At 63.5% G+C, this 20142-nt stretch carries 1 protein-coding gene (cut by both window edges); it reads left to right on the top strand.

This entire window lies inside a single protein-coding gene on the top strand: gene add, locus OHA42_RS05680, encoding an adenosine deaminase. The 48228-nt coding sequence extends 15139 nt beyond the window's left edge and 12947 nt beyond its right edge, so the window shows coding positions 15140-35281 (codon 5047, partial, through codon 11761, partial); the first complete codon in view begins at position 3. Both codon boundaries (start and stop) fall beyond the window edges.

Below are 20142 nucleotides of genomic sequence, written 5' to 3'. Positions count from 1 at the left end.
GCGGCGCGCCAGATCCCCGAGTTGCCGAAAAACCGGTCGTGCCCGAAACAAGCACCCCACCCACCCCCGGACCCGTCCAGTCCGCGCAGCCCGAGATACCAACTCGGCCAGCACAATTGGTGTCCAAACCGCTCGAAGGCGAGGCGGGGTCGCCCAAACAATTCGGCGGTGACCTCGGCCCGGTCGCGGCATGGACCGATATCGGCACCCATCACACGATCAACCAGGACGCCTTCACGATCGGAACGATGGACGTCGCAGGTGAGCTGGTGACCTGGGCAGGAGTTTTCGACGGCGTGTCGAAGGTGGCGAACGGCGAGGAGGCTTCGCAGGCCGCTGCGACCGCGGTCGATGCCGTGTTCCGCGAGGAGCTGGCCGCAATCCGGCCGGGCGAGCAATGGGATCCATTACCGATCGTGCAGAAAGCGACCGCGGCGGCCCAACGCGCGGTTCGCGATTTAGCGTCGCTACCGAAATTCGCCGGTCTCGAGCCGCCCGCGTGCACCCTCGTTGTCGTGCTGGTGGAACGCGACCGCTTCACCCGCGATTGGGAGGGCGACAGCGAGATCCATTTGGTCCCCCTCGATGGTGGCAGCTCGAAACAGCTGACCGAAGCCGACTCGAATCGAGCACTCGCGAAGAAGATGCTCGGTTGGGACACAGCGCAGTTCAAGCGATCAGGGATGGACGACGGGCTCACTCGTTACCTGGGTGATAAGCCCGAAGGACAGCAGTCGCACGCAGTAACCGAGCCGACACCGGACGGTCCGGCCATACTGGTCTTGAATTCGGATGGCGCACGCATCAACGAAGAGGCCATTGCCGTCCTCACGCAGGCATTCGCTCAGCCCTCGGGTTCTCTGGTTGCGGCGCCGAAAGCTCTTGTCCAGCAGTCCCTCGACGGAGGCAGCAGGGACAACGTCACCGTGGCGGTGATCCCGCTCCCCGCCCGCGCTACCGATACCGCACCCGCAAAAGACGTGTCACCGCCGAACAGTCCCGCACCGGAACCGCTATCGGACCCGCGACTGGGCAACAGCAGGCCGCAGAAGGAATCGACTGACACCCCGCGCCCTGCACAAGACCACCGCGACGCCGGACCCGCCCCGGCACGCGAAGCCGGGCCAACCAACCCCGCACGGTTGCCGGATAGCGGACGCGGCGAGGTAAATGTCGATCTCGCAGTCGATGTCGCACCCCGAGGGAGCAAATACGAGACACCCTGGGTCTTGAACCGATTCGGTGGATTCGATGCGGACAGGCCGCAGCTGCCACCTCCGGATAAGCAAGGCCACAGCGGCTCCAAGCCGTCTATCGAACCGGCCGGTTCCGATCGCGAAGCTCCGGCGTCGCAACCGCAGATCGCCGACAGACCGGCCGCAGACGAGCAGCAGGCCCAGCGTGGGAACGTTCCCGACGTCGCGGAAGTACAACCACAGGCCGAGCCCGCAACCGACCCGAACATCAGCCCTGCCCACCCGGGGCAAGACACACCCGAACCATCAGCACCCCTCCCACGCTCACTGATCGTCGAGCTGACATCACGGATACACGACGCCCGAAACGCCGAGCAACCACGCGACACCGTCATCGACTTCCGCGACCTCCCCAACGACGCGCTCGCCGCATACATCCGACTGGCCGAGTTCGCCCTACCGGTCCTCGACGAAGCACTGCGATCAGGCACCGACATCCACAGCGCCGAATTCCTCGAATACGCCAGCAGCAAGGTGCACGACGGTTGGCTCCAACACAATTGGCGCACCGCCACACCCCAACAACGCCTCCCATACGACGACCCCGACTTCCCCGAAGAACTGCGAGAGCAGAACCGGGAAGTCGCACGCGCCGCACGCGACCTCGTCGGCGCCGGCAGATCGCTCGAAACCGGTGTTGCCGAAGGCGATCCGTTCGCCGATTGCGCCACCGGCGCGGAGGTCGCCGCGGAGTTGCAGCGCAGATATTCGGTCCGCGCGATCGGTCTCGACCTGCCCGGGTTGCCGGTCGAGTACGCTCGCGAGCTCGCCCGAGCGGTCGCCGCGATGCTGACGAAATTCCCGCACGTGCAACTTCACCAGGTAATCATCGGATCCGTCTCCGGTACACAACCGTTCGCTATGACCGACAACGTTGCCGGAACCGAAACGACCTACCCATACACCCGATCGCTCACGCTGAGCGAGGGCCTCCTCACCTACCCAGAAATGCTCGATGCGGCATGGGCCGGGATGGTGGAGGCCGGAGTGGCCACCGGTCCCGCCGACCGGCCGGTGTTCGGCTTGTTCGTTCGAGAATTCGGCGACGCACTGAACAATACGGGCGGACGGAGCGCCACAAGAAAAGCAGCACTAACCCTTTCCAAATACCATCGCTCGATAAGCGATGACTCGACTACCGCCGAAGTGCGGGCATGGCGAGCAGGAGAATTCCGGACCTACGGTCACGATCGGGACGATTCCTTCGATTCGCCCATGGCGACGTTCGGAGCGTTCGCGGCAATGGAGCACGACGCCGGCACCGCGACAACCGGCGAGCAAATTCTGTACGACCTGCTGAAGACCTCCGCCGAGAAAGCGGCCGCACAGTACGAATTGCGACAGCGACTGGTTGCGGAGTACCACCCGGTCACACCGGCGGAACAGCAGGCCAAGATGGCGATGATCGAGGCCATGGCCGCCGATCATGGTGTCAACTTCATCGGCTTCGACAACCCCGGAGTCCACCTGGACACTACTAGCCAGTTCGCCGCCGCTGAGCGCCATATGGCCGCCGTATTCCGCGTGCTCGAAAAGACCGATCTTCATATCAGCCTGCTGGACACGGATACGATCGCCCACGACTCTGCGCAGGGCGGCATCGAAATCAATGAGCTATGGGCCACCGCGCCCGTGCTGATGCGCGCCATGGGAATAAAGCAAGTTGCCTCCGGGCGGATGCGCGGTGACCCCGAACGATGGTATTTCAGCCTCGCCATCCACGAATTGACTCATCGGGTGCGCAGGAATTTGCCGAGCACGGACTCGGACGCCTACACGGTGCTGGCTGAGGACTTGACAGCAGAAACCGGATCGAATGACCATGACGAGCTGATCCGGTTGCTGCGAGCTGAATTCAGCTCATACCCTTTCCGGTCGGATAACACGTTCGACGGGGTGGAAGGGGAGGCCGAGGCAGTCGTCGCCGTAGAGGTCTCTGTCCAGACTCCGACCAGGCTCGAGAAGAAACTACACGCTCATCTCGTCGCGCTTTCCGACGCCGAAGCTCTCGCCCGCGGGATCACTACCGAAGCCGATTCCGCACAAGCGGGCACGGAAGACTCTGCCGCTGGGTCGATTCCAAGGGATTCCGGGAAACCGTCCCGCCCGGTGCCCACTGTGCCCGCCGATATTCCTGGTTCGACGACTGCCATCGCTGAGGCACTGGGTCTTCTTTCACCGAAACGGGCTCTTGAAGCAGCCACATACATGCCCGTGTTCGCGAACCCGTCGACACGGTTCGATTTTGGACTGGTCACCGCACACAACCCCGCGGATGGCTCCTACAGTGCATTCGGATCCCGGGACGGTAAAGGGCAGCGTGGTTCTGGGAAGTCGGCTGCCGAATCCGATGGAACCACCGACCCGCGGGCACCAAGACCGAGCGCCCCGAACAGCACGGTCCCCGCCGCACCGCTCTCGGTCGAGGGGATCCTGGATGCCGGTCGAGGCGAGCCGGAACTGGTCCATCCGGTAGCACAGCCGATGCCCGGGATGCCGCGAGGCCAACTGGGGCAAGCATTTCCGCACGACATGCCGCCCGGAGACGGGAGTGGATACCAACCAGCAAACGGTTCCGGTGATCAGACCGCTCCGACGCGGGCCCAACTCGAGTCGCAGCGCGAGCATGCCCGCATTCAACGCAATGAGCTCGCCGAGCAGCTCGACATCGACCCGAAGACACTGGAGCCCGGCTCCGAAGGGAATCAGGCGTTGCGGGCGCGGGTCCGCCAGGGGCAAGCGCTTGTGGCTGCGCAGCTCGACGATAACCGGCGAGCCGATCCGCCACGGCCGCCCGACCGAAGCACGCTCGAAAATCTCGAAAAGCTCCGTGCAGACCAAGAACTGCTTGTCAGGGTCGAACGGTTCAACCGTTTGGACACCGAGATTCGCCTTCTCGACAAACTCGACGAAGCCCGCAGCCTGGGCGATTCGAAGCTCACAGCGGCACTGGGCAGGGTCGAAGAACTCGCGGCCCGGTATGAGCGGGATCCCGCTGGATTGCGCGAGCCGCAGAACCTGAATGCGTTGCGGCACCAACGCGATGTGGTGGGTGCCGTCCTTGCTCAGCTACTTGACGTCGACGGGGCGACGCTGGGCCCATGGGTACACACGCTCGCGACGTTTCTGGAGGTTGATGGGAGGCCGAACCACGATGCCGTGCGCCGCGCAGCGCAGCGGTACACCGAACTCGATTCGCTGATCACCGCTGCCGATGAATCCCATCTGCTCGGCGGTCTGGTCGATCGGCTCGAAGGACTCACCGAGCAACGTCGCGTGGCCGAGGTGCAGCGTCGGCGAGCACGGGCAGCTCTCGGCGCGGCGGCCGACGCGGTTGTTCTCGGGTTGAGCGACCCCCTGGCGCCACACACCCCGCCGGCGCGGCAGCACGCCCAGTTCCGTCAGCAGGATGCGGCGGTTCGTCACCTGGACAGTGAACTCGATGCGATCGCCGACGAGCTGATCGCTCCGTCCGCCCAGCCCCGACAAGTGCTGCCGACGGATTGGCCTGCTGTGCACTCGGCGTTGCAGGAATTCGCCGACGGCGCCTGGTATCAGCTGTCCGAGGGCCGCCAGCAGGTCCCGCGGTTCAGCAGTTACCTCAACGAGGTCATCGTGAGCGCCAAGGCGTTCCACTCGCTGAATCGGGAACAGAAGTGGTCGCTGATCCCCGATTTGCAGTACGAAAACCAAAGGGGCATACCAGCGCGCTGGCTCAACCGGGTCGCCCGCCTGGCGCTCTTGCGAGAGAAGCAAGCAAGCGACGACGAGCTGACCGTGTGGCGCGCCGACACGGAGTTGGACGAGTCCGCGGCCGACGCGCTGGAGCGGCGGCGCGCGATGTCGCCCGATTTCCATGAACAGCGAGCAACCATCGAGACCGCGGTGCTCGGGTTGATGATGGCCGAAGAGCGCGCCATCGGATTACCTGGTCATCCGCACGTGCATCTATTGGGTTTCGACCCCGGGCAATTCGAGTTGGCGGGGCGATTCACACTCGCCATCGGAGACGTCGATGCCGCGGACGAGGTTCATGTCCGAATCTTCAACCAGGATGTCAACCTGGCTTCGGTGACCGACGCCATCGCGCGCGCGGCCGAGGACATCGCCGCAGCGGCGCAAGTTACTCCGGGGCGGCGCGTCGCGTCGGTGGTGTGGATCAACGCCGGTGGGGAGGCCACAGCGCAGCTGAAGGACGACATCCTCGGGATCATCGGAACTCGCGAATTCTATGCCGATCAGCCAGGCGGGCGACCCGCCCTCGAAGGCATTCATCTCGTGTCCGGGCACGATGGCGCCAACGGGTTGGTAGCGCAGGCGAAGCAGGATCCCGAACTGGCGGCGCATCTCCGGCCAACACCTCGGCGGCCCGTCGATGTGACGATTCGCAGCGACGGATCGACCGGATATCACTCCCCCGACGAGCCCGAGCTGTCATGGGACGATCTTCCGCTGGCGCTGCTGCTGGAAGGCGGGAACGCAAAGGATTGCGCCCCGCAGGTGCGCGACGTTCTCAAACGCGATGGCGTCCGGGTACTTTCGCCCGAATTCCCGCCCCCGCCAGGGGAGCTGTCCGCTGAGGAATTCAGCCGGGAAACCAGCGCCCGTTGGCATCCCGGCGGTTTCGTGGCCGACGACCACGGCACCGCAGGCGACAAGGTTGCCGATTTGCTGGAGGCTTGGGGTCCAGGGACACAGGTTGCGGTGGTCGTGCGACGCCCCGGCGACGTGGGCGCCCACATGTATCTGGCGCGGCTCGAGCAGAACGGCGACGTCAGGGTACGTGACCTGTTCGGGTACGACCCGAGCCAGGAGCCGCTGGACTACCGTCCGCGCGAGGAGCGGTGGACGAAGTACGTGCGAGGCACCCCCGATGAACAAGGGGCGCAATACTTCGGAGTCCCCTTCACACCGCACCGCCAGCCGGTGAATCGGTTCGATCCGAGCACGCAGGCAGCGCCCGGTGAACCACTCGCCGACTACCCGCTCGAACCGATCGGTGCCCGCCAAGAAGGCGAGCATGAGCAAGGCGGCGAGAGCGACGCATTCGATACGCCGAAAGGTCCGTCGGGCTCCAGCTCTGCGGTCGCGGCGACGGAACCGTGGTTGGTTCAGCTACCGGATCCAGCGGCCGGTCCCGTCGAAGAAATATTGGCGCGCACCGACGTCGGGGCCGAGGCGCTGGACGGACTGCGGCAAGCCGGTGTGGATGTTCAGTACAAGAGTGACCCGGATGCGACGGATTCGTTCGACCCAAGAACTATGACCGCTGTCATCCAGACCCACGAACGTAGCCAAGTGGAGCAGGCCAGCGCGACCGTGGCGGTCTACGCGAAGGCTGTTGTGGTGACGGCCGGACAGCTCGAGGTGCATCCGGCCAGAATCCGGGGCACCGACCTCGCCGACTATCTGAACTCGCAGCGCCTCACCAAAGCCGTCGTCTTGGGCGTTCAAGCCGAGTTCCACCGGGAATTGACCGCACAGGGTTTCGATCCGCCGGGCGAGAGCCTGGAAAACGCCCTCAACGCGCAGCAGGAAGTCGCATATTTCGCTGCCTACGACGCGGCGGTCGATGCGGCACAACAACAAGATTCGACCATCGATCCGACGCTGCTGCGCCGGATCGGACGAGAAGCCGGCGTCGTCGAGATCATGTCGAGCGAGTGGTTCGACGGCGATCGTCAAGAGCACACTCGCGAGTGGGAACGCAGGCAGACCGAGGACGCCCCAGAGCGCGAGTACATCCCGCCCTCGACCGAGTCGGCGCGGCAGTTGGAAAGGTTGGTACGCGAGCACGAAGCGGCGCGCCGTGAGTTGTCCCGGCTCAATGAGAACGTCGATCGCCTGCGACAGAGCTTGCATGACCGCCTCGCCGTCGATCTACCCCGCGCGTACGAGTTGCTGCGACATGGTGGGCAGGATATCGAGGGCCGAAGGGCATGGTTCGAACTGAACCTGCTCGCGGACGTGATGGCGAAGCAGGAGGCGGCTGAAGCGGAGCTGGTTCGGGTCAAGAAGGCGATCGCCACAAACATCTGGCACGAGCGGATCGACGCCGAAGTGGTTGCCTCGGGTGGCCGTTGGATCACCGATCAAGTCGCGATCGTCGATGGCGCGGCACCGCAGATGTTTGTGCTCCACTCCGATGACGCGGCCGCCGATATACAGGCGGCGCTGGATGCCGACCCGAACATTCCGACCACTGTCCGGCTAGGACAATCGCCGACCCATCTCATGCGGTTCTCCGTCGAGGAGTCAGGTGCAGTGTCCGCCTGGGTTCATTCGACGAACCTCATCGAGGAGTTGGCGGAGGCCATGCTGTCGGCGCCATCGCCGACGTTCCGCCCGGACGCCACATGGGGTGCACCGCAACTCGCGGAAGCGACAACCAGTGCGGTGAATGGCGCTTGGCAGATCCTGGGCGGCAACGATATCGGCCGCAAGTCGCAGCGGATTTTCCAGCGGTATGACGTTGGTATCCAATACACCACCGATCCGGCGGCGACCGCTGCGCTGGATGCCGCCAGCGGCCGAGTAATCCGAGGCCGTGCCGCCGGTTACGACCCCGTGTCGAACAGCGTTGTCCTGCAATATGGTTCAGACCCTGCCGAGCAGGCGATGGAGTTGGTGTGGGCGGCATCGTTGATCGAGCAGCTGCACCCGGCAACAGGGAATTCGCTGGAACGCCTGAGGGCGCTACGCGACGACTTTGTCAATCAGATGCTGGACCTGCAGGCGCGGGCCTACGCGCGCGCCTTCGAATTCGACCGGCTGCGCCTACACGGACACCAACGCGACCTGGGCCGGGAGAGTCTGCTGTCGCTGGCCTACCACGATGCGTTCACTGCGGCGCGGAAGACTGCCGAGCAGGCCTACCACCAGAACCCCACTGCCGTCGCCAACATGATCGACGCGGCGGCGCGCCGGATCGCCAAGCGGACCTACCGAGACAACCAAGAAATCGTGGAAACCATGCTGGACGCCGCCGCCCACCAGGCGGGTATCCGTGCAGTGCGTGCCAAGTTGATCGAAGTAGGGCCGCTCGTTGGCGGTGTCGACTACGCGACGCTGTACCGGGCGGAATCGGACGCCGCACGTGGCTTGGAGCCTACAAAGGGCGAGGCGCTACCAGTGCGGCCCAAAGACACATTGGCAACGTGGGAGAGACTCACTGACCAATTCGTCATGGAAATCGAAGCGTTGCCTATGCTGCGCAAGTCGGGCCGCTTCGTGCCGGAAGGCCCCGCCGAAATCGAGTACAACCGGGCCTACAAGAGCGCCGGGGGCGGCTCGGGCACCCACGGAGCGCTCGAAGCGGAGAAAGCCGCTGCCAAAGCCGGCCGTAAGGCGGTGCGCAAATACCTCGGCAAGGTCGGATTCGAAGCCGCCGAAATCGCATTCGACGTCGTACGCCACGCCGGCGACAATGTCGTACGCCACGCCGGCGACAATGTTGACACCTACCGTCCTTGGCCGGACGCTGCTCCCGCCTTGCCGGACGCCGATCCTGACGCCGGGCCATCCACCGATACACCAGAGCCGGCCGGATTGTCCGAGGCCGAGGCCTCCGAGCTGACCCGCCGCGCGATCGATGAAGAGCTGCGCAAGGACCCGGGCGGCAGGCCATTGACCTTTCACATCGAGGACCCCACCGGCGGGCCATTGACCTTTCACGTCGCCGAATTCCCTGGAGACTACGTCGAAGGTCCCAACGGTGAGCGGACCGGCCGCAAACTGCTGATTGTCGCGGCCGCGGAGGGCCAGCACATGGATGCGCTGCTTGTGCTGGCGGCCAGCCAGCCCCTCGAGCAGCCGCGGGAGCCGGAGGCAGACCAGCCAGACCGGATCGACTTCCCCGAGGTGCTGTGGGGCCGCAAACACCAGATCAAATATCTTCTGGTCGGGCCCGGTCCTGACGGTCTGCACGGCGTCAGGAAAATCGCGTCGGCAGCGGCAGAGGGATCACAGCGGCAGCCCACCCGTCAGGAAGCTGCGCTCGAAATGCTCAGGATTTGGGCTGGTTATCGCCTCGAAGAGGACCCGACGGAGCCACACACCGATCTCGGGTTCGACGACTGGCTCCGCCAACTGGGTCCGAAATCCTTCAACACCGTCGAGAATTCCTCTGGGCACAAAAGCAGACTGGGCAGACTGCGGCCGGACTTCACGGCACATGGCTTCGACACCGTCATGGATTCGTCGGTGACCGCACCACATCCGGCGGAGGCCGCATACCGGTTGTACACCAGGCAGGTGCCGCTGCCGCTGCCCGCGGATAAGGCCGCCGATCCGGTGGAGCCTCGTCGATTTCCGCAGTTCGAATCGGTCTTCGTCGAGACTTCGACATCAACCTTCCAGGTCGATCTGCAGTCCGACGGCAACGGAGGTTGGCTGGTCGCCGCGCCCCTCGGCAACAATCACCCAGCGGATGTGATGGCCCGCCTGTTCCAAGGCATGGCCGCCCCCAATCTGGACCTGATACTGGACCGGCTCCGCGAGAAGTTGGTCGACGGTTCGGCCGATCTCGAGGACCTCAGCGCACCGAAGAGCCGGTTGCGCCAATTCAAAGATCGACTCGGGCGAGGCGATAAGCCCGGGCCAACCGCTAGCGGTAACAACCAGACACCCAAGCAACTCGGGGGCGGTTCCACAGGGGGCAGTCAGCCTCCGGGTGTGGAGTCCTTGTACAGCTTCGATGTGGCAGAGGCGCTAGATCTCCCCGCCAAGAAGAACTCTCGCAGCGCGAAGGCGCAACCATGGTTGGGGTACATGGTGGACCCGAGGACCGGCGAGGGGTGGGGTGCGCCGTCGAATGACCAGTTCGGGGCGCCATACCCCGGCGGCGCGGAGCGACCCGCTCCGCCGAATCCTGCACCCGCCAAGGAACCGGCAACCGACACTGCACGCGCGAATTCCGAGCTGTCACCGGCGAGAAGGGGTTCTGAGGCGACACCCGCCGAGCCCGATGGCACCACAGACCCGCCAGGTACAGCGCCGAGTGGTTCTGCTGCGGTAAGCAATCCGCTGTTGCCGGAAGCCATGCAAGGCGTCTTGACTCGAATCGACGACGCTGGTACTGATCCAGACGCTGCCGAGGACGCCAAACATCTTGTCCTCGAACGCTATCGGGAAAATCAGGAAGTCGTCGCGGCCAGCGTTTATCGGGTTTCCCTGCTGAAGAGGACAGCTGGCCTCGTGAAGAGGGGCTTACCCGCAGCGGATGCAGAGCGGGATGCCCGCGCGGAGGCCGATGCTTATATGCGGACTCCGGCGGCACAAAAGAACATCGACCGCCAAGCCGCGCAAAACGTGAGCCAATGGGTGGACCAGGTGCGGGCCCGCGCCGAGCGCGCGGATGCCGATTTCGTCGACCGACTGGCGCAGGTCTACCAACAGGAACACCGAACGCCGTCCACGGCTTTCTTGGATGCTCTCCACCGCAGTCTCGCCGATGTGAAAGCAGAGTTGGCAGCGCTGCTGGAGCGGATGCCGCACCTTGTAGGTAACGGCGCGGATCATTGGCAGGCGGTTTACACCGCGCAACACGCGGCTTTGATCGAACCATCCATTGAGGGGGCGACCGACAACGCGGAGACCCGGCGGGCTCTGAAACAAACCCGCGCGGAAGGGCATGCCCAAGTGCTCCGGGGACTGCTCGCCGAAATCCGATTGGCCGCGCAATTCGATCAGGTCGACGCGGTGGGCAAGCCTGTCAAAGTCGAGATGGCGTCCGGGCTGCTGATGGATGGCGAGATCGACATCATCACCGATGGGGGCCGGGTCTGGCACGAATCGAAGACCACCCCACCAGACTCACAAACCAGCGCGACGGCAGCAGAATTCGAGATTCAAGGGCGGCGGCAGCTCTATATTTCGTACCTCAACCGCGAGTACTGGATAGATGGCAAGCCGCCACAGATCAAGTTTCACTTCAGAAACGGTGTCGGTAACATTGTCAAGGCCGCTCTGGAGTCCGTCCGCATCAAAGACAGTGCGGGTTACGTCATTTCCGATCATCGCATCGAGGTGGTCGACGAATCCGAGCCTCAGACGGCGGGCGCCAGGCAAGCGCTCGCGAACATCGCCAAGCCGGCGCCGATCGAATCCCCCAGCGAGACGTACAGCGAGATCGCACACCAGCTGATTGAGACACTCACAGGAGGATCCTCACGAGACGAACTTCGCGAGCAAGCCAGACGAACGGGCTGGGACCGCACCATCGTCGCAGCACTACGCGAAGCGATCACCTCCGGCCGGATGGCCACAGATCAGCCACTGCCTACCCCCGAACAACTCGCCACGTATTTGGGAATGGCATCAGCGATCTCCATGCGCAAGGGCTACCAACAACTGAGCGACGAGGGCTACCTGGCCAACACGGACAATGTCACCACCGTCGCGAGCCCCGAACACTGGACCGAGCCCACACCACCCGACAATGCCCCGTACACGCTGCACGACAACTTCCACCAACCAGCCGCACTCGATCTCCATGACAAGAAACAGCCCACACGATTGAAGGGTGGGACCGGATTCGCGGGGCTCCCCGAGAACGTCGTGGCCTTCCACCATCCACCTACCAGCGACAACCAGCCGGAATCGGTCAGCCCCGAACCGCCTGCAGCCCCAGATAGCAGCCCCGCTGCGGACCGCGCTGAAGTCCCTGACGTCGTGGCGATGCCGTCGCCTGCTGAGCGCCACAGCGCGCAGAGCGAGCCGAAGACACCGCGGCAACAGGCCGCCCAGATCGGTCCGACGGCCGCGCGCGCCGAGGATTCCCCTGGCATACCCACCGGCAGTGACGATCTGGCGATCATTCGAGCAGCCGCCGAGCGCAACGATCCGGCGCTGGAAGCGGCTATCACGAATCTTCCCCTCGCTCAGCAGGAGGCCAGCAGGCTACTGCACCTGGAGGGACTGACACATAAGCAAGCCGCCGATGCGATGGGCCAGGGGGTCAGTGCGATCCGCAGACTGGAGCACAAGGCCATCCCTGCGGTGGCCGAGGCGCTTCGCAGCGAGCCGGGTGCCGATAGTTCCAGCGCACCCGACGTTAGCAATACGACCAGCGTCGAACCGTCTTCCGCACCTGATGCATCAGGCGTTCAAGTCACCAGTATCGAGCCCAGCAAAACTGCGAAAGCTCCACTCGCCGAGCAAAATATCACGGACTTGCCGCACGATGGTCAGCCCGATACATCGCAGAACAAAGGTGGACTGCAGCAAGAGGAAGAACCTGTATCCAGCACCACTGTCCTGGACCCGTCGAACGAAATCGAAGGAGTCCGCGACGATAACCCGGCTTCGGTCGCCGAGCCAGATCCGGAATCAGAAGCCAGCATCGAACAACAGATCTCCGAAATACAAGCGGCGCTGGGTCTGCACACACCTCTCGACCTGCTGCTCGAAACGACGCTGTACATGGAGGACAAGTTCCGCGACATCGCGATTGTCGCGGGCCAGGATCTGCTCGAAATTCCGAGACTCTTCGGCGATAAGGAATGGCTGGCCTGGCTGAAAGCCCGGTTGTTCACCCTGCAGAACCTCGATCAGGAGCTGAGCGCTTCGTTCATCCAGGAAGTGCATGCGCTACTCGGCGGGCACGGAACCGCCCTGTATCCCGACATTAGTGGTACGGCGGGGGTAGAGGCGATGTCCGACTGGTACAACGAGGCACGTCGGACTGCGGATTTCGACCCTTACGAGCTAGCGGCGGACCTGCAGATCAGATCCGTGTCCGGTCACACCCGCGAAGGCGACCTCTACGGTCCGCTGTCGCGGATACTGATGAACTGGTCGCTGGCGAAAGACGCCAAAACCCCCAGCGCCATACCGGAATTCGATGATGCCCTGCTTACCCAGCGACACGACTGGGTGGAGACAGTACGGGCGGGTGGCATGCGCTACCGGCTGTGGAAAGCGGAGCTCGAGCAGAACGCCGGCGTAGTAGCCCCAGTGGCGCTCTTCGGCCTCGCACAGATGCAGCAACGCTATCAGCAGATCGGTGGCTCCCCATCACCTTTCATACCGGGAGAGCGGCATAATGCCACCGCCTACCAGCGGCTGCATACGCGGCTGAGCTCGAACGGCAGTTCCGACACAGCACCGCCCCCGCCATCCACCCCGAGTCCGTGGAAGCGTGGCCGTCCGAAGAAGCCGGGCACAGCACCTGCCGAGGGCTCCGCCGAGACACCCGCACACGAGCCGTCATCGACGCCTGCCATATCGCAGACCAGCCGACCGCCGGAGGCCGCACCCGTCGCAGGCGCCGTCGTGCTGGAACTGAATGAAAAACACGTCGGTCCGCGCGGCGACAACCGGAATTCGACCGCCAGCGTCGGTGTCGGCGAAACGCCGCCGAACTCGACCGGGCAGCCGAAGGTCACGGCCGATGGTTCCGGGCGACATATGCTGTCGGCTCCCGATGTCAACGTGAGTGCACCACCGTTCCGGCGTGTGTTGGATGCGGTACGCGATCCGTGGTTGGCGGAACATCTCACTGCGGCCGTCCTTGCCCGCGTTGGTCAGGCAGAGCCGATCCTGGACTCGGATGCCGCCGAGGCACGGTTCAGCACAGCCCTCGATGACGTTCTGGCCGAGCACGATACGAGCTTCGACTGGCTTCGCGAGGCGCTTGTCACGGCCCTGGGAGGGCGAAAGCTCGCCGGTGCTCGCGGCATCCTGATGAAGCTCGCAAGCGGAGCAATGTTGGAGCGTGGCCTGGCACAGCTCACTCCAACGGCACGCAACGAACTGACGTCCCACATCGCGGGTGGTGCGACGGTCGCGTCGCGGCCGATGGAGGACGATCTGCTCGACGCCATGGCCCGAGAAGACAGTCTGCGTCTGTTGATCGACGCAGTCACTACCGAATTCGCCGCACATCCGCCCACCCGAGCATCTGCCGCCGAGATCGTCGCCGCATTGGGCCGCAGCACAATTGTCGAGCGGATGCCACCGGCGGTGCTGGCTGCGCTGAACAGTGATCAGCAGGCATTGCAGGAAGCCATCGATCAACTCACCCTCAATCAGCGGCAATGCCTCAATCTCCGCTGGCTACGTGAACTGTCGGTAAAGGACACGGCAGATGCGTTGGTCAGCAGTCCGGGTGCGGTCAGGGTCATGCAGCGGGATGCCTTCCTCCACCTTGATCGGCTGTTGTCGGCAATGCCAGACCTGCACCCAAATCGGCTCCGTGGTGGCAACGACACACCACCGAACAAACGACCCGGGGGCGGCCCTGGAATCGGCAGACAAACTCCGGGCGTTGAGTCTTACTACGACCCCGATCCGTGGGCAGCAGCTCTCGACCTCCCCGCCCGGAAACGCCCTCGTGGCGCGGCAGCATCACACGTACCAGCAGATGTGCCGCGGTGGGCCATGGGGTTCAATCGGGACCCCGACAGCGGTGAGGAATGGAAAACACCCGAAGAGCCCGGCGAAGCCGCGCTACCCTACAAACCCGCGCACTCTGGATACTGGAAATGGATCCGCGAGAAAACTGAACCCAAGAACCGAAACCTCGCCGCGCAGTTCCTGAGCTCTGGTTTCACCTCAGGTATTGGCAATGCCTGGGGGAGCGGCGCTGCCGTGTTGCTGGTACAAGCCGATAATGGCTCGACGGCGATGCTCGGCGGTGTGGCAGCCGCAACCCAATTGGCCACGCTGGGAGCCAACTTCGTAGTCGGACCCTTGTCACAGCGCAACAACCGTGAAGTGCTGGAAGCACTATCGGCCGCTGGACTCCTGACTATGCTGGCCAGCGGCGCCTGGGTCCTATTCGATTGGAACGGGGCCGCGTGGGCCATCGCGGGTGCGATGGTCCTCACTGCGGCCACTGATAGCATTGTCGGAACAATCAACCCCGTATTCGGCCTGCAGGTAGCCAGAACAAAAGAAGAAGAAACAGACGCTATCAACTATTCACTGCTGGAGCGTGCATATGCTGGCGCAGCAGGCAAGGCCGTTGGCCCCTTCCTCGTAGAAATCTCTTCGACGCTCTCATTCGCGGTCAACGGCATTTCCAAGGCAGTGAATCTAGCAGTGCTGCACTTTCTCCCCTCGGCACCTCCGGTGAAAGCGGAAGAAAAAGCATCTTTCTCCGACGGATTCCGCGACTTGTGGCATGATCGCTTCTTGCGCGGTCACCTCATGCTGAGCGTCCCAGCACTCTTCGCGAACACGGTTGGCTCCGTGCATTTGCAGAAAATATTCGTCGATAACGATTTTTCGGCCGGATCGATGTCGCTGGTCGTGTCAGGGATCGGCACCGGAATAATTCTGGGTGGGTTTGTGCCGAAAAAGTTGGTAGAAGCCACCAACGTCAAATTGGCCTACCCGCTCGCACTGACATCCTTGACAGCTTCCATGGCCACGATGGGCCTATCAAACAAGCCACTGGCCTTGTATGCGAGCATGGCTGCCGTCGGTTTTGCCAACGGGTTCGCCAACAAGGGATACGCCGAACTCCGGAAGACCGTTGTTCCTAAGCCGGCCCTCGCCGGTGCGGTGGCAACACTCAACATAGTTGGCACTATCGGCGGAGTAGCTGGTGGCCTGGCCGCCACACCGCTGCTCGCGAACCTCAGCTCGCAAGCAGTAGGCATATTAGACGCCTCCATATTCGGTTTGACAGCCGCCACGGCGGCAGTACTCGGTATCGCTACCCGCAATTACAAACACGAACAACGACCGCGAATCGATGGATCAACTGAGCACCCCGCATCCGGTGCCCTAACCCCCGCCGTCATCCGAAACTGTGCCATCCAAGTGGTCCGCGTATTCCGAGCACTCGGCGTCGACAACTCATCCGAACCCGACGACACCGACCCACAATGGGACGCCGACGACAACTGGAAACTCGTCGAAGCCTACCTCCGCGACGATCTCCGAGCACAACCAGGCAACGCGAACGATGAATTCGACGCCGCCATAGAAACCGTCCGCGACCCAAAAAACGACATCAATACCGTGATCATCGCCGCCGACGGACACCTCTACATGATCATGAACGTCGTAGGCAAAATTTACATCTACGACACCCTCATCGGCACCCCACGCACCACCAAAATAGCCAATGGAACCACGCTCCACCATATCGACTCACCCAAAGACAAACCCGACATCAACACACCGCACCTACGCAACATAGAGGGCGATGAGAACGGGCAAAATAAATGGAAGCGACCCGACTTCAACAAAGAAACCATACTTTTCCGCGCCGACTTCAAGGACGTGTTAGGCACACCGGCCTCACTCCCCAAACCAGCTCGCGCTCTCGCACACAGCCGACACCCCACGAGACTCCGCGGTCTCCCCGACGAGGCCCCCTCTCGCCCCGACCGCCGCGAACCCGCTCCCTCGGAATCGGGGAGTGCAACCACCGCAGGCGAAACAAACTCGGCGGCAACCGGTTCCGCGGCACAACAGCACCAGTCGCCGCAAAACCGTCTGCCGTCGTTCCGGGGCGCGAATGTGATACCCATGGACACCGACGAGCCCATGGATCACGCAGGAAGGCTGCGGTCATCACGCCGCGCGGTGGGCAAACCCGCTGTACTCAACGCCTTCAGCCCGGAAAGCGGTGCGTCCAAGGGCAACCCCGCGCCGCCGAGCAGTCCCGATAAGGAGACGATCGACGAGCTGATAATGGGTAACACGCGCTATGCATCAGCTGCGAAAGTGCCCGCCCTGGTCGCCGCGAATATGCCCGCGTTAGTCGCCGCGAACGTGCCCTCGTCGTTCAAGTCGGACCTGGGTTGGCGCGAGCAGCGCATGGAAGAAGCCCTGCTGGCAACGGCTCTCTACAACAGGCCTGAATCCAAGCAGGCAGCCGTTGCGGTGCTGAAACGAATGATCGAAGTTCAGCTCGCGTTGCACGAGGCGACTCCGGAGCAGATCCGCAACTCTCTTGACGCGGAAGAGAACAAGCTCTGGGGCGGGATGGTGCATCGTTCGGTCCCGCTGGAGGAACTACTGCGCACCGGCAACCTGCGCGAGGTGATGTCGGCGTTGCTCAATGGGATAGTCAGGAACGCGGAGCTGAAGAGGACCTCCGCGGGCACCACCCTGTTCGAGGGTCTGGCCACGCTCTTGAACCAGCCCGACTGGCGAACGCAGGCAGCCGCAATCGGACTCGGTGTCGACGCGCTCGAGACGGTACAACAGGCGTTCGAGACAGCCCATCCCGGAGTACCGATCACATGGAACGACCTCCGTGCGGTCGAGTACGCCGCGCATAACACCGAGGTGGCCCTACGCGCACGCGACGAGTACGTGCGCAGGGGCGAAGCGACCCGCGTCAGGCCCGACGAGGTGAGCCTGCGCAGACATCTCACAGTGCAGGACTGGGCGATGTTGGGAATGCCATTATCCGTGCGGGAATTGGAGGCGGTCCCAGGAAAGCTGAAACTGCTGCGCATCGACAAGCTCGATCCGAATCACGAACTGCCGCGCGACACTCGAGGCCGGGTCGACGAGAAGGCGCTGGAAGCCATACTGAAGGCTGCGGACGACACCGTCAGCCATGTGCTGCCCCTCTACCGCTATCGCACCGGCGGGCGTAATGAACGTGTCCGCGACGCTGACGGATACGCGGTCGTGGAAGGTGTTCTTGTCTACCGGGACACCAAGAAGACGGTCGACGCCGAGGCGGCGCTTGCGCTCGACCCCACCAGATTCGCGGTACCGCTGCCATGGCGGCCTGGTGTGGCGCTTGTCGACTTCAAACCGGAAAGCGCCTGGTTCCAAAAGATGGCCGTCGATCTTGGAATCGGTTTGGCGGCAGGACCTTCCGGCACCGCCGCTCGATTCATGTGGGTATTCGTTTCGCTGGGGATGCCGCAGTCACTGATGCGCGATTTCCTCGGGGCGGTAATAGCGTTCATGCTCTCCTACCATCACACGCTGGACGAGGTCGAAAAAGGCCTGCAGATGGTCGGCTCTGGATTGCTCGCCGAGGCGATGTCCCCCGACCAGGACGGCTACTGGCTTGCGCTGCATCGAGCGGCAACGCAACTGGCCACACCCATCAGCTCCGCAGAACAATTGCCGCAGGCCGAGCCGGATAGCGGCCCCGCTGCGGGCCGCGCGGAAGTCCCTGACGTCGTGGCGATGCCGTCGCCTGCTGAGCGCCACAGCGCGCAGAGCGAGCCGAAGACACCGCGGCAACAGGCCGCCCAGATCGGTCCGACGGCCGCGCGCGCCGAGGATTCCCCTGGCATACCCACCGGCAGTGACGATCTGGCGATCATTCGAGCAGCCGCCGAGCGCAACGATCCGGCGACGCCGAGTAATCCCGGCAACGAGATTCAGAACGATCAGCGAGGAACGGCCGCTGAACTCAACGCGGCGGCTGCGAAGGTGGCCGCGTTGATCGGGGTGGACCCGGGGCTCCTCGTCGTCAGGCCTGAGGCAGTCCCGAACGCGCTCAATACGATCCAGGCCGCATTGCGCCTCCTGGACGAGCCGGGCTGGAGGCGCGTGGCGGGCCTGGGCAGCCAGCTCCTGCAACTCCTGCCGTGGACCGGGCGTCAGGCGCTTTTGACTGTCGAGAGGGCGGATTCGGACACACAGCTGCTCCAAGGTGTGTGGGCGCAATTTAACGACAGGCGCATTCGTCAGAGGGCAGAGTTGGCCGAACTGTTCGGGCTACCTGAGTTGAGCACCACATGGCCGTCCGCGATGTCCAACGACCTGCTGTTCGAGATGCGACGGCTGGGTGAGCTGGCGAGCTCGGCACCCGAGATCAGGGAGTTCGTCGAGGCTGTTTCGCAATTCGTGGATGTGGCATTCGACGTGGAAAAGGTGGCACCGCGTCTGGATCGACCGAGCGTGGCGAAGGCGCCTTCGCAAGCTGCCCGCGAACTGGCGGCCCAAGCGTTGCAGAAGGCGGCACCGGGTGCGACGGTCGAGTGGCTGACGCGACCGGACGACGCCTACAAACGCAGCCATCGGCTGGAGATTTCCAAGTGGTGGTACCTCCTGCGTCCGGCCGAGCAAGCCGCGATCCTCGAGGTGTATCCACATGAAATAGGTTCTCGGGACAATTTTTCCCCGGAGGTACTGAACTACACGAACGAGCGGTACCTGAGGCTCGTCAAACAGAGCCTGGAGTCGCGACCGGCCGAGGATCTCAGCGCTGCGGAGCGCCAACAGTTGCGGTACTTGACCAATCTGTGGGACGGCATGGTCGAGGTAGACCGCCGAGCGCACGCCCATAAGAACGCGTGGACGGTGCAGCTGTTGTGGCTCGACCCGGAGACCCAGGTGAGTCACGTTGGGATCAGGATGCTGATGCCCGGCGTCGAGCACCTTCCGTTCTGGCATGTGCGAGTCGGTCCGGACGACACGTCATGGCCCGACCAGCTTTTCGAACAGGGTCCGGCCGCGGACGCCATGGCGGTGTTTCCAGGGCGGCGGCCCAGCCGCGCTCAGTTCGAATTTTCGGTGGGCCCACGTGGTGTGAACGGGGTTCGGCTGACCAGCGCTGAGGCGGCGCGCGATGCGGCGGCCGCGGGCGAGAAGATATCGGAGTGGATGCGTCGTCAGATCGGATGGCGCAGTGCCGAGCAAATCAAAACTGTGGGGCTCGGTGTCTCTGAGTTGGTCAAGCGTTCGCAGGCCGACAGCAACGGTGAGATTCGGGTTGTGGCCTGGACCACAGGGGAGAAACACGGCCAGCGCGAGCTCGGTGTCGGAGTAATCGACAACAACTCCGAGTCCCCTGCGCTGGCGGAGTTCACGGTTGTCCAACAGGCGGACGACGCCGGCGTCGTACAGCTCGAAGGCGGCAAGGAGACGTGGCTCCAATTCGGTGAATCGATACTGCAGAAACTGGTGCCCCCGAATGCGAAATTCGATGAGCTCCTCGGAGAGAAAGCCCAGC

It is taken from the genome of Nocardia sp. NBC_01009 (assembly GCF_045208035.1).
Classification (GTDB): domain Bacteria; phylum Actinomycetota; class Actinomycetes; order Mycobacteriales; family Mycobacteriaceae; genus Nocardia.
The sequence above is the reverse complement of the archived record's forward strand: the minus strand, read 5'-3'. Positions and strand labels throughout refer to the sequence as shown.